Below are 12,777 nucleotides of genomic sequence, written 5' to 3'. Positions count from 1 at the left end.
GCAGCGCGACCTGAATACGATCACGGAACCCGCTACTTCTCGACCTCGAGCAGCGCGACCCGCTCGCGAACCAGCGCCGATAGCGGCGCGTCGGTAGCCGCCCGCTCGGCGTCGGTAATCTCGAAGAACTCACAGAGCGTCTCGGCGTCCTGCGCTTCGAGCGTCGGCTCCCGTTCGACGAATGCGCCCAGCGATTCGACCGCCTCGAGCGCGGCCGCTTCATCGCCGTCACTCCCGCCGTCGACGAGCACTACTGCTCGGTTCTCGCCCTCGCCGACGCCCATTTCGAGCGCGCGGTCGATCTGCCGCCGGCCGGCGGCGTACAGGAGGATCTCGACGGCGCGGTCTCGGGCAACGTTCTCGCCGCGGTCGATCGCCCGATCGGTGAACTCGACGGCCCGCTCGAGGTGGCGACGGTCGGCGACGTACCGCGAATCGAACGCCTGGATCGTCACGTCGTGGCGGTCCCCGACCTCACCGAGGTCGGCCACGAACGAGTCCAAATCATCAATCTCGAGGCGGCATTTCAGAACCTTCATCAGAAGTCACCCAGACTCGCCTGACTGTCGTCGGCGTCCGCCGTCTCTGTCGCTTCTGTTGTCGTCCCGTCACCGTCTGTGTCGTCGCTCGAGTTCGCTGTTGCTTTTCCATCCCCATCGCTCGACCCCGTCGATTTCGGCTCGACACCGTCCATCGAGGGGTCCTCGCGGCCCGCGTTCTCGAGGATGTTCGCTGCCGTCTTCTCCCCTTTGAGCACGTCGAGGATCACTCCCTTGTCCGCAGTCCGCAGGTCGGCGGGCTCCTCGATTCCCGCGTCGTAGAGTCGGCGGGCGCGCTTGCGGCCCACACCGCCGACGGAGACGAGTTCGAGCAGTTCATCGCCGACGCCGTGTTCGACGCGGGCGCGGGCTTCTCGGACGGCGACGGTCCACTCGCTGTCGATCTCCGCGGCCAGCGACTCGGCCGCCCCGAGCAGCCACTCCGCGGTGTCGACCTTCCCGCGGAGGTCGCCCGGTCCGATCTTGTACCGATCGGTCAACTGCTCCTCGTCGGTCTCCGTCGCCCAGTCCTCGAGCAGTTTGCCCGTTTTGAGTGAGGAGAGCCAGTCCTCAAAGCGCTCCTCCTCGAACTCGCTGGGGGCGTTACCCAATAGTTCGGCCTCGCGTTTGTAGAAGAGTTCGCCAAATTTCTCGTCCTCCCCGGAGCGCAGATAGAGCTCGTACATGTCCGGCGTCCGTGAGACGAGCTGGTAGAGACCCAGTGCGGTCGGGCGCTCGTCGGCGTCCTCAAGGCCGTGGACGATCTCCGCAGCGCTCATCGGATCCAATAGAGCCGCGAGACGGTGTGACCGAGGCTGGTCGCCTCGAGTTCCTCGTCACGGCCGCTCTCCTCGGCGAGGTCGGCTGCGGAGGTGAACGCGCCGTCGGCGTCCTCGTCAGCACTGTCGCTTTCACCAGTGTGACGCTCTATGAAATCGTTCGACTCGAGGTACTCCAGAACCGTGTCGGTCACCGTCTCGAGCCGACCGGCCTCGCTCGACTGGCTGGCGTAGAGGGTGGCCTCGAGGAACTCGAGGAGTCCGTCGCGGGTGCGAGCGAAGCCGGAGGCGATGGTCGCGAGCACGTGGGTCCGGAGGGCGGGTTCGGCCGCCAATTTCGAGCGAACCGGCTCGGGATCGGCCCAGATATAGCGGTCGAACAGCTCCTCGCTCTCGTCGTGGCTCTTGGCGAGCAACACGGCCTCGCCGTAGGGGTCGAGCCCGGGTCGGCCCGCTCGGCCCATCATCTGATGGACCTCGAGGACGTCTAAGGGTGCCATGCCGCCGGCGCTCGGATCGAAGCGCCGCCAGTCGCGGACGATCACCCGTCGAGCCGGAGTGTTGACCCCTGCCGCGAGCGTCGGCGTCGCCGAGATGACTTTCAAAAGGCGGTCACGGAAGGCATCCTCGACGATCGAGCGCTGGGTACTTGAGAGGCCGGCATGGTGGAAGGCCGAGCCATGCTCGACGGCCTCAGCGAGGTCTTTACTCGTTTCGGTGTCGCTGTCGTTCCGAATCTCGTCGGCCAGTTCGGCCAGCTCGTACTGCTCCTCGGCGGTCAGTTCGTTCTTCGAGACGCCGCCTAACCGCCTCGCGGCGGCCTCGGCGTTCCGCCGGGAGTTGACGAACACGAGCGAGGAGCCGTCCTCCTGGAGAATGTCGCGGACGAGCGCGGCCTCCTGCTTTTCGCTCCCTTCAACGGGCACCTCTCTGGTCGAGCCGTCGTCGAAATTCAGTGCGTTCCCGTAGTGGACCCCCATCTGGAGGTCGATCGGCCGCCAGTCGGTATCCACGAGCGCGGCGTCGAGCCAGTCGGCGATCTCGTCTGCGTTGCCGACCGTCGCCGAGAGCGCAACGACCTGCATGCGGGGGTTGAGCTTCCGGAGTTTGGCGAGGGTTACCTCGAGCGTCGGGCCCCGGTTCCGGTCGTCGATCAGGTGGACCTCGTCCGAGACGACGCAGGTCAGATCGGAAAGCCAGTCGGCCCCGTTGCGGACGAGCGAGTCGACCTTTTCGCTGGTGGCGACGACGATGTCCTTCGTCGCGAGCCAGTCGCTGGTGCTCTCGTAGTTGCCGGTCGTCACGCCGACCGTGACGCCGAACCGCTCGTAGGCCTCGAACTCCTCTTTTTTCTCGCTGGCGAGCGCTCGTAGGGGGACGATGTACAGCGCCGTTCCGCCGCGCTCGATCGCCGACAGCATCGAGAGGGCAGCGATCATCGTCTTCCCGCTCGCGGTCGGGACGGCGGCCACGAGGTTCTCGCCCTCGGTCGCGCCGGCCTCGACCGCTTCGGCTTGGGGCGGGTAGAGCTCCTCGATGCCCTCGCCCCGGAAGTGGTCGAGGGCACCGGCCGGGAGCCCCGACAGCTCCTCGATATTCATTATCCACCCTTGGCGCGTCCCGCGGTTTAAAGTATCGTCTCGCGAGCCCTGGGATCTCCTCCTCGAGCGACGCTGCGCTCGCCCGCCGCTCGATCAGTGGCGATCTGTCAGGGTCTGCGCGCGCTCGAGCGTTCGATACAGGTGGACTACACATCTCCCGGTATTGATGAACTGGCATGCGGTGGCGCGCGCTGGAACGCGGTGAACGCCAGTGAGCTGCGGCCCAAAGCCGTGCGAGGTCTTTGCGAGCCTGCGAGCAAAGGCTTGTCAGAGCTTGCTCTGACAGTGGATAAGCGAACGAACGGCGTGAGTGAGTGTTAGCGCGGAACCAAAGGTTCCGAGACCCATGCGAACGGGCGCTACGCGCCCGTGAGCAGAAATCGGTTGGGGAGGGCGTGGCGATCCCTCGTTGCCACGATAGCAGGACGCTTTGATTTGCTTCTACTCGAGGGAATCAACGGCTCTACTCACAGAACGGAGAGAGTAATTGGCCGACGGCGATAGACCGATGGGACCGGCTCCCGAACAACACTGTATGGCCGACTCCGACCCCGACCGCGTCCTCGTCCCTACGCTCGGCCGACCGCGGGAAGACGAGGCACTTGCCTACGCCCTCGAGACGTTCCCCGACGCCGATATCACCCTGCTCGCGGTTGTAACGCCACTGGACGCACCGCTCAGTGAGGGCGGAATCCTCGAGCGAAGTGAGGAACGGACGGACCAGGCGCGGGCCAGCGCGACCGAGTTGCTCGAGTCGGTCGCCGATTCGACGGCGACGAGCCGTGTCCGGATCGAGACGATCGAAGGGCGACCCGGAACCGTCGTCCCCAAATATGCCTCCGAGGAAGGATTCGATCACGTCGTCATGTACGGCTCCGAAATGGGGTCGACGGGGTTCCTCAGGCGGTTTCTCGGTCGCGGTATTGCCGCCACGGTGGTCGAACGCACCGCTAAGCCGGTGACGGTGCTCGACTGAGGCCGCACTCGAGTTAGAACGAACCGATTTCAGCCGCCAATGGCCGTCGCGAACAGCTGGTACAGGCCGTAGCTGACGACGACCGAACTCGAGAGCGTCACCAGCCAGAAGGTGATTGTGACGCCGATCTTGCGCCGGGAGACGCCCGCCGAGCCGCCGGCCAGCCCGCCGCCGATGACCCCCGAGAGGATGATGTTGTTCAGCGAAATGGGAATCCCGAGCGCGATCGCCAGCTGCGCGATGATAAAGCCCGGGACCAGCGCCGCGATCGACCGCCGGACGCCGAGCTGGGCGTACTCCCGGGAGGTCGCCTGCAACAGCCGCGGCGCTCCCATCCAGGCACCCGCGAGGATGCCGGTCGCACCGATCGCGAGCAGGAGGATTCCCGGGAGGCCGAGTTCGACGCGAAAGAGGTTCTCGAGCGGGCCGGTCGCGAGGCCGACCTGCGAGCCGCCAGAGGAGAAGGCGACGATGCCGCCGAGGACGAGCAGGAACGAGCGGATGCCGCTCTCGACGGAGACACGGACGCGCTCGCGGACCCAGTAGAACGCGAGGAGTCCGACCCCGATCGTCACGATGACGGTTCCGAGATCGACGCCGGAAGCGAGCGTCGGACCACCGCCGAACTGCCGGGAGACGAATCCGGCGAGGGTGCCCTGATCGGCAGCCGGATCGGGAATCACGCCGAGACGGATGTTGGCGACGATCGCGCCGACGATGCCGGCCAGTAGCGGGACGCCGACCGTCTCCGGGACGTCGTCGCGTCGCAGGACCGTCGCCGTCGCGTACGCCAGTCCGCCGGACATGATCGGGACCAGCAGCCAGAAGATCCCGAGCCGTCGGTAGGTGGCCATCGCCGGATCGCCGCCCAGTGAGAGGCCGACGCCGACCATCGAGCCCGTCGTCGCGAACGCCGCCGGAATCGGGTATCGCGTGTAGATCCCGATCGCCATGAACCCCGCCGCAGTCAGCAGGCCCGCGGTGGCGGCCAGCGGCGTGATCGTGACCCCGTTTATCAGATCCGTACCGACAGTCTTGGAGATGCTGCCGCCCTGCATGAGCGCGCCTGCGGCCGCGAGCAGCCCGATGACGAACGCCGCCTGCATCGTCGAGATGGCGTTCGCGCCGATTGCGGGGGCGAACGGCGGCGAGTTGCTGTTCGCCCCGAGTACCCACGCCATGAACAGACAGGTCAGGATGGCGGTCCCGACGAGGACCGCAAAGGAGAGTGCGACCATTCGCCTCTCGTACCCCTCTGTTCCACGACCCCGCGGAAAAGCGTTGGCTCAGCAGTCGATCCGCGGATCGGGAAGCCGTCGCTATCCGGGTTCAGCGCCCGATATGCCCTGCTTTTCCAGAATTGCTCTGTAATGGGCCGTCCCGTCGGTTCGGCGGACGTCGCAGACGAACCACGGCGTCGCACTCGTCGCCTCGCGGAGCCGTGCGGGGGAGCACAGCAGGAACTGTAGCGTTCGACCGACCTCGCGGTATCGCTCACCCTTCTCTGTCTCGTGTTCGAACTCGAGGTGGAAACACCGGTGGGCGACTCCCTCGCGCGGATCGGGTCGGTAGCCGAAGAACTCGTCGTCCAGTCGCGCCGGGTCGTTGTTGTCGACGACGGCGACGCCCCCGTCGGCGGTGACGCGAGCGAATTCGACGAGCAGTTCGCGAATCCCAGCGAGCGAGCGGCCGAGCCCTATCTGCGTCCCGACGGCGTGGACAGCACCGACCGACCCCGTTTCGATCGGTAGGTCGAACATGTCGCCGACGAGGACGTCCTCGAGGCCGCGCTCCGCGGCTTTGCCGTCTTCTCGCGGGCTGGGGGACGGCTTTGCCGTCCCGTTCGAGGCGGCTTCGCCGCCTCGCAGCCCGCTCGAAGGGTACGTGGAGCATTGCTCCACGCAACTCCGCCTTGAGGTCCTGCGGACCTCGCACCGCTCGCGGGCCGTTAAGACGGCGTTCGGACTTACGTCGACGCCGACGGCTTCGACCCCGCGCTCGGCCCACCACAGGAGGTGTTTCCCCGCGCCACACCCCACGTCGAGGATTGGTTCGTGGTCGGCCACTCGCTCGAGTACCTCGATCGTTTCCGACTCCCATGACTCGGGACTCGAGAAATAGAATTCGGCGACGTTACCGTCTTGCACGTCCGCGCCGTCGCGATAGGCCAACTGACCCGGGCCGTCGCGGTAGTGAGCGAGCATCGCTCGTCCCAGCGGGTCCGCCGCCGTTCGCGACTGTGGCGGCTCAGAACGGGTTCGTCCCATGCTCGAGTCGACAAGAGCGCAGATAGTAAAATTCTGGTGACATATGGTTCCGAGTAACATCTCACGTGGGAAGCGATCGCTAACGATTTACCGCGATCGGCCGAACCCTCAGCCATGAAAGTCGAATTCGACGAGGACACCTGTATCGGGATGTTCCAGTGCGTCGCGGAGTGGGACGCGTTCAAAAAGGACAAGTCGGCCGGGAAGGCGATCCTTGAGGACAGCGACGAGGTCGAAGACGAGATCTTCGTCCGCGAAGTGCCCGACGACGCGGAACTCGACGCGAAGTTCGCCGCTCGCTCCTGTCCCGTTGATGCGATCACGATTTACGACGACGACGGCGAGCAGTTGATTCCCTGAGACGGTTCCGTCGCTTGATTCTCCGTCATTCTCTCTCTTAGCGGCCCAGCGCCGCGTCGACTAATACCGACTCAGCCGTCCGGAGAAGCGTCGATGACGCACTTTCCGAACACTCGAGTGCCACCGCGACTTCGGCCAGCGACCCTGTCCGCGGCACGTCGTAGTAGCCGACCGCTCGAGCCGTCTCCATCGCCTCGAACTGGCGGGCGGTCAGCCTGCCAGCCAGCGTCTCGACCCTGTGGCGGTGGTCACTGACTCGTTCCACGTCGATCTCGACGCCGTCGGGAAACGCCTCGAGCAGGCCCGCCAGCGCGTCGGGCTCGCCGAGGACGGTCACGTGGACCGTCTCCGAACTGGTGTAGACGATCGGCGGGACGATCACCAGCCCCGGCTCGTCGAACGCTCCCATCAGGCTCGCGTCGGCAGCGCGGACGTCCATCACGGCATAGGCGTAGAAGGTGTCCTCGTCGATCGGCGTGATATCGAATCGGTGGACCACGTCCAGGTCCGTCGCGACCGCTCGAGCGGCCTCGCGGTCGCCGGCGATCACCGAGAGGAATCGCACGCGCTCCGTCTCGGGGTCGACGTGCCACGAAAGCAGTTCCTCGCGATGTACCTCGAGGTCGTTCCGGAGCTGCGGGACGGGTAGCTCCATCCACTCCGGAAGGCGAAGCGTCAGATCCGTCGACTGCACGCCGGAGACATCGGCATCCTATTATAAAGAAGTTCACAGCTTCGGGCGAACGCCGACTTCCGTTCCCCCGCTACAGTCGTGTATGTCCGAGATTCACTCACGACGGTCCGACGACTCGACCCCGGCGACTGACGGATCGACCGGCGACCGGCCGCCAGGTCCGCGGGGGCTCCCGCTCCTCGGAAGCACGCTATCGGTCGCCCGCGACCCGCTCGGGTTCGTCGACTCGGCTCGAGAGTACGGCGACGTCGTCGCCTACGAGGCGTTCGGCACCGAATTCGCAGCCGTCTTCGATCCCGAGATCGTCGAAACGGTCCTCGTCTCGAGCGCCGACGAGTTTCGAAAGGGGGAGTTCGAGACCGGCTTCGGCGAACTCATCGCCCCCGACGGCGTGGCGTTCACTGAGGGCGAGTGCTGGCGTCGCCAGCGGCAGTTGCTGCAGTCGTCGTTCACGCCTGACCGCATCCGATCGTACGCCGATGGCATGGTCGCGGAGGCGTCGGCGCTCGCCGATCGGTGGGACGATGGCGAGACGGTCGCCCTCGGAGACGCGCTGTCGGGGTACACACTCCGCGTACTCACGCGGACGCTATTCGATCTCGCGCTCGACGACGACCGGGCGGCGATCGTCAGGCGAGCGACCGAGGCGCTGTCTTCGTATGCGTCTCCCCAGCAGTTCGCTGTCCAGTCCATGCTTCCCTCGCGGCTCTCGACGCCGACCGAACGCGAGTACGAGGCCGCGATGGCCGATCTCGAGTCCCTCGTTGCCGAACTGGTCGCAGATCGCCGCGAGGGAGACGAGGAGGCGGACGCGACAGGCGGTGATCTCCTCTCCGTGTTGGCTCGCACGGAGTATCCGGACGGTTCCCGGCTCTCCCCGAGGAAGTCCGGGACCAGCTTGTCACGTTCCTGTTCGCCGGCCACGAGACGACCGCGACGGCGCTGACGTTCGTCTGCTGGCTGCTCGCGGGCGAACCCGCCGTTCGGAACGATCTCGAGCACGAACTCACGACTATCCTCGGGGACCGGGACCCGAAGTTTGCCGACCTCCCTGCCCTCGCGTACACTGAGGCCGTCATCAGGGAGGCGATGCGCCTCTATCCGCCGGTGGTAGCCCTCTACCGCGAACCGCTCGAGGCGACGACGCTGGGCGGCTATCGCGTGCCAGCCGGGACGACGCTACAGCTCTCGATCTATGGGATTCATCGCGACGACCGGTGGTGGGCCGACCCGGAGGCGTTCCGACCCGAGCGCTGGCTCACGGACGGGGACGAGAACGGGGATGGCCGGACGCTCGCGTCCGATACCGGTCGACCCGAGTACGCCTATTTCCCGTTTGGCGGCGGGCCGCGACACTGTCTGGGCATGCGCTTTGCAATGACCGAACTCAAACTCGCGCTCGCGACGATCGTTCGCCGGATCGAATTCGATCGCGTCACCGAGTCGCTCGAGCCGTCCGTCGAGATCACGCTCGATCCCGGTGATGTCGAGGCCCGAGTTCGGAAACTGCCGATCGACGACTGAAGCGCCGTCCGCAGCCGGGTGACTGCCGGCTCATCGGTGGCTGCGAAAAAACCCGGACGGGTGAGCATCGCCTACGAAATCTCGTCGTACTGCTCCGAGAGCTTCTCGGCGGCCTCGCCGAGTTGGTTGCGCTCGTACTCGGTGAGGTCCCACCCGACGACCTCCTCGACGCCGTCGGAGCCGAGCTTCGCCGGCACGCCGAAGGCGGTGTCCTCGTGGCCGAACTCGCCCTCGAGTTTCACGCTCGCCGGGAGCACCTCGCCGGTGTCACGCAGAATGGCCTCGACCATGTGGCCGACGCCAGTCGCCGGCCCCCACTGAGTCGCGCCTTTCTTTTCGATGACATTCATCGCCGAGGCCTGGAGTTCCTCTAAGAGTTCCTCCTTTTCGTCCTCGTCGAACTCGGGGTCCCGGCCGTTGACCCGCACCTTGGAGAAGACAGGGACCTGTGCATCGCCGTGTTCGCCGAGGATGGTCGCCTCGACGTTCTGGACCGGTGCATCAAAGCGCTGGGAGATGACGTACCGGAACCGAGCGGAGTCGAGCCGCCCACCGAAGCCGATCACTTTCTCCCGGGCGCGGTCGCCCGTCTCGTAGAGGTGGCGGTTCAGCAGGTCGACGGGGTTCGACGTGGTGACAGTGATGAAGTCGTCGTTGTGCTCGGCCAGCGAGGAGCCGATGTCCTCCATGATCGGCGCGTTGTCGCCCGCCAGATCGATCCGGGTCTGGCCCGGCTGGCGCGGAATGCCCGCCGTGATGACGACGACGTCCGATCCCGCCGTGTCCTCGTAGCCGCCCTGTCGGATCGTCGTGTTCGAGTCGTAGGCCGCGCCGTGGTTGGTATCGGCGGCCTGGCCGATCGTGTCGTCTTCTTTGTCCGGAATGTCAACGAATACGAGCTCGTCTGCGATGTCTCGAAGCGCGATGTTGTAGCCCGCAGCGGCCCCGACGGTCCCGGCCGCGCCGACCACGCTCACTTTCGTCATACCACGTAATGCTTCCCCATCACACACGTTAAATCCGTCGAAACCTCTGACTTCGAACCATTTCGACGGTACATATTTCGACGACTGTCGTATCACGTACCGATCTCGGCGGAACGCGGTAGTGACTGAACAGTTCAGTTCGCCGTCCATCACTTCCCGAAATTAGGGATCGGTCCCTCCCTCGAACCGCCCGCAACTCGAGACCGAACCGGTCATAGTCCACGCCTGCGGCTATGCTCGTATGCGCGTCAGCGTCATCGGCGGCGGTGCGATCACGGACGAACAAGCGACCCGCGCGGAAGCGGTCGGACGCGAACTCGCCGCACGCGGCCACGCGGTCGTCTGCGGTGGTCGCGGCGGCACGATGGAAGCGGTCTGTCGCGGCGCGAAATCCGAGGGCGGAACGACCATCGGCATCCTTCCCGGCGAGCGCCGCGAGGCCGCGAACGACTCCGTCGACATCCCTATCGCGACCGGTCTCGGCCACGCCCGGAACGCGCTCGTCCCGCTGAACGGCGACGCGGTCATCGCGCTGGCCGGCGGCGTCGGTACCCTCTCCGAAATCGGCTTCGCTGGGATCTACGACCGACCCGTTGTCGGCCTCGAGACCCATGCCGTCTCCGGCCTCGAGATCGATCTCGTGACTGTCGACACCCCATCTGGGGCCGTTGACGCCGTCGAAACCGCGCTCGAGCACACGCCGTAACTCGAGAATTTCGATCCCGGAAGACCGATGCGAGACGATGGGATCGCTCTCGAGGAGATCCCCTCCAGCAACGGGTAGCAGTCGAGAGACGGTATCTCGGTCCGACAGCGCTCGAGGAGATGGTTCCGCCCGGCACGGGCCGTCGTTTCGGTCGTCCGTCCCTTCGCAGCTTTTTCGACGGTCCGTCGCCTCTAGACGAATATGAGCGACTTCGACAAGGAAGCCGAGCGTGAGAAACTTCGAGAGAAGTACGAGCAGGACAAAGAAGAGCGCGAGGCGACCCAGCGGATGAGCGACCTGCTGCTCAAGGGCGCGACGATGACTAACGCCCACTGCGGGACCTGTGGTGACCCCCTCTTTCAGGAGAACGGCACGACCTTCTGTCCCAGCTGTCACGGGAACCCCGATGCCGTTCAAGGGACCGAACTCGAGGCCCAATCGGCTGCAGAGGGGTCGACAGACGGTGAGACCGCTACCGGCGAGAACACCGACCGAACCGACGGCGCGGACACCGCGACGCCCGACACCGACGACGCCGCCGCGACAGCGGCTGAGACGGCATCTGATCAAGATGCAACGCCGGCGACCGACCAGCGCGGTACTGAACGCGGACAGGAGACGAACGCGCCGACCGCGGACCGGCAACCGCAGCCGTCAGCATCGGCGGCCCGAGACGATCACCCGTCGCCGTCCCAACCCGACACCCCCTCGGCCGATCGAACCCCCTCGAGTTCGCGCACCGACGACCGTCCGTCCGGATCCGACCACAATCGACCGCTCCCCGCGACGGGTTCATCCGCAGCCGACGGCGACCTCGAGGCCGCCCGCGACGCGCTCGCTCGGACCCTCGAGAAGTTCGCCGAAGAAGCCGCCGCGACGGACGATCCCCGGTACGCCAAGGACTGCCTCGAGGCGGCTCGCGAGGCCGGTGAGGCGTTGGCGACGCTGCGCTGACGGGATCCATCGCGGCGGGATACCCGGCCCGTCGTTGTCCAGATCCGTCTCCCGAACGGAACGCCGAACACCCTACCGACTCCAATCACCGGGACGGGTACGTCCCCACGCGCCGCGCGGAGAACGGTGGCTCTGCCGTCGCCGTCATTCCTTCCCGCGGCGTGCTATCCGGCTCGAGTCGCATTGCATATCAGTAGATATAAATTAAGTAGGATTTACCTACTAATAGGAATCCGCTGCGCTGGGCCGTTACAGAACGAGTATTCAGCGATCGGGCGCGTTCGACCACGCTCGGACCGAAGCCAGCCCGATCCATCCCGGCACGATTCATCACCCTCCCCTCGTGCCAGCCACTCGTCGGCTCGCAGCTCACAATCGCTTGCCACCCCTACGACGGAGGAGAACTACTAATGGCATTAGGATACGTCACATTCATCACGACAGCAATCGTCTGTATCGGCGTTACAGCCACCTGTGCATGCTGTGTCCGCTCCTCGACGCTCCCGCGAACGGTCGCCGAACTCGAGCGCCGGGGCCGAGCTATCGCGCCGTATCTCGGCGTCACACTGCTGGTTTTGCTGGCAAAACGATGGACACATAACCGCAGCTTGGAACTCTCGCACGCGCTCGACTGGGACATCACCGCGGAGATCTACGCTGTCGAAGGGTCGTTCGTCGCCTCTCTGCAAGCTATCGTTCCCGATGCACTGATCGGGTTCTTCTCCGCGATGTATATGTTCGGGTTCCCGTATCTGCTAGTGACGGCCCTCGCCCTCTATTTCCTGTTGCCGACCCAGCGCCGCTTCAAGGAACTGCTCGTCGCGTATGCACTCAATACCTTGATCGGGTCGGTATTCTATACGCTGTTTATTGCCTACGGACCGCGAAATCACCTGCCGACCGTTAACGGGCTAATGTACGAGTTCTATCCGCAGACACAGGAACTCACGGCAGAGGTTTCGGCGAACACGAACGTCTTTCCGTCGCTTCACACGTCACTGGCGGTTATTGTCACGTTGTTCGCCTGGCGGTCGCGTCGAGAGTATCCCAGATGGTTCTCGCTCGCGTCGGCCGTCGCCACCTTCGTCGTCTTCTCGACGATGTATCTGGGGATTCACTGGCTGATCGACGTCGTCGCAGGCATCGTACTCGGGATCTGGTGTGTCCTCACCGCCGAGCGACTCGTCGCCCGCGCGGAGGGTGATAGCGATCGCGTTTCGGTTTCGGACGACCGCGAGACGGGCATCGCCTCCGAGACGAACGACTGAGCGACTCGTCCGTTCTTATCGGGCCGCTCGATGATATCTGGCTCGCGATACTAGTTGGCTCAGAAACAGATTTACCATTCAAGACGATATTTTCACGGGAAGTGATAGATGTGAAGAAACGCC

Annotated in this window: 10 protein-coding genes and 2 pseudogenes; 6 read left to right on the top strand and 6 right to left on the bottom strand. The window is 65.2% G+C overall.

Going from position 1 to position 12,777, the window contains the following annotated elements; translation table 11 throughout:
* Nucleotides 1–32 precede the first annotated feature (32 nt).
* Both cgi121 and K6I40_RS18945 read right to left on the bottom strand, forming a co-directional pair.
* Entirely contained in the window at nt 33–539 is a 507-nt protein-coding gene (gene cgi121 / locus K6I40_RS18950) for a KEOPS complex subunit Cgi121 (RefSeq protein ID WP_222915411.1), read from the bottom strand.
* Nucleotides 539–2,919 (bottom strand): annotated as a pseudogene (locus K6I40_RS18945) (ATP-dependent DNA helicase). Before K6I40_RS18945 ends, cgi121 begins: the two are co-directional and overlap by 1 nt.
* Before the next feature lie 535 nt (nt 2,920–3,454).
* Between K6I40_RS18945 and K6I40_RS18940 the strand changes: the two are divergent.
* Nucleotides 3,455–3,895, top strand: coding sequence for a universal stress protein (locus tag K6I40_RS18940; RefSeq protein WP_222915409.1), 441 nt, complete (start codon nt 3,455–3,457; stop codon nt 3,893–3,895).
* A gap of 29 nt (nt 3,896–3,924) precedes the next feature.
* Here K6I40_RS18940 and K6I40_RS18935 read toward each other — a convergent pair whose 3' ends face one another.
* Both K6I40_RS18935 and K6I40_RS18930 read right to left on the bottom strand, forming a co-directional pair.
* A complete protein-coding gene (locus K6I40_RS18935; protein ID WP_222915408.1) occupies nt 3,925–5,133 on the bottom strand; it encodes an inorganic phosphate transporter in 1,209 nt (402 codons plus the stop codon).
* 81 nt (nt 5,134–5,214) lie between these two features.
* Nucleotides 5,215–6,162, bottom strand: coding sequence for a class I SAM-dependent methyltransferase (locus K6I40_RS18930; protein ID WP_222915405.1), 948 nt, complete (start codon nt 6,160–6,162; stop codon nt 5,215–5,217).
* A 114-nt stretch (nt 6,163–6,276) separates the two neighbouring features.
* Between K6I40_RS18930 and K6I40_RS18925 the strand changes: the two genes are divergently transcribed.
* Entirely contained in the window at nt 6,277–6,522 is a 246-nt protein-coding gene (locus tag K6I40_RS18925) for a ferredoxin (protein ID WP_222915403.1), read from the top strand.
* Nucleotides 6,523–6,559: 37 nt separating this feature from the next.
* On the opposite strand, the gene K6I40_RS18920 is transcribed toward K6I40_RS18925, so the two are convergent.
* Nucleotides 6,560–7,216, bottom strand: coding sequence for a helix-turn-helix domain-containing protein (locus K6I40_RS18920; RefSeq protein WP_222915402.1), 657 nt, complete (start codon nt 7,214–7,216; stop codon nt 6,560–6,562).
* 82 nt (nt 7,217–7,298) lie between these two features.
* Here K6I40_RS18920 and K6I40_RS18915 point away from each other — a divergent pair.
* Nucleotides 7,299–8,740: pseudogene (locus K6I40_RS18915) on the top strand (cytochrome P450).
* A 71-nt stretch (nt 8,741–8,811) separates the two neighbouring features.
* On the opposite strand, the gene mdh reads toward K6I40_RS18915, so the two are convergent.
* Entirely contained in the window at nt 8,812–9,726 is a 915-nt protein-coding gene (gene mdh, locus K6I40_RS18910; RefSeq protein WP_222915400.1) for a malate dehydrogenase, read from the bottom strand.
* Between the two features lie 241 nt (nt 9,727–9,967).
* Here mdh and K6I40_RS18905 point away from each other — a divergent pair, with 241 nt between their 5' ends.
* The 3 genes from K6I40_RS18905 to K6I40_RS18895 all read left to right on the top strand — a co-directional run bounded on the left by K6I40_RS18905 (nt 9,968) and on the right by K6I40_RS18895 (nt 12,654).
* Complete coding sequence (locus K6I40_RS18905; protein ID WP_222915398.1) at nt 9,968–10,432, top strand: TIGR00725 family protein; 465 nt, start codon at nt 9,968–9,970, stop codon at nt 10,430–10,432.
* A 201-nt stretch (nt 10,433–10,633) separates the two neighbouring features.
* Nucleotides 10,634–11,386, top strand: a complete 753-nt coding sequence (locus tag K6I40_RS18900) for an Sjogren's syndrome/scleroderma autoantigen 1 family protein (protein WP_222915397.1) — start codon at nt 10,634–10,636, stop codon at nt 11,384–11,386.
* Between the two features lie 410 nt (nt 11,387–11,796).
* Entirely contained in the window at nt 11,797–12,654 is an 858-nt protein-coding gene (locus K6I40_RS18895; RefSeq protein ID WP_222915395.1) for a phosphatase PAP2 family protein, read from the top strand.
* The last annotated feature ends 123 nt before the right edge of the window (nt 12,655–12,777 follow it).

It is taken from the genome of Natrinema sp. SYSU A 869, from assembly GCF_019879105.1.
Classification (GTDB): domain Archaea; phylum Halobacteriota; class Halobacteria; order Halobacteriales; family Natrialbaceae; genus Natrinema.
Note: the sequence above shows the minus strand (reverse complement) of the source record. Positions and strands in the feature narration are given on the sequence as shown.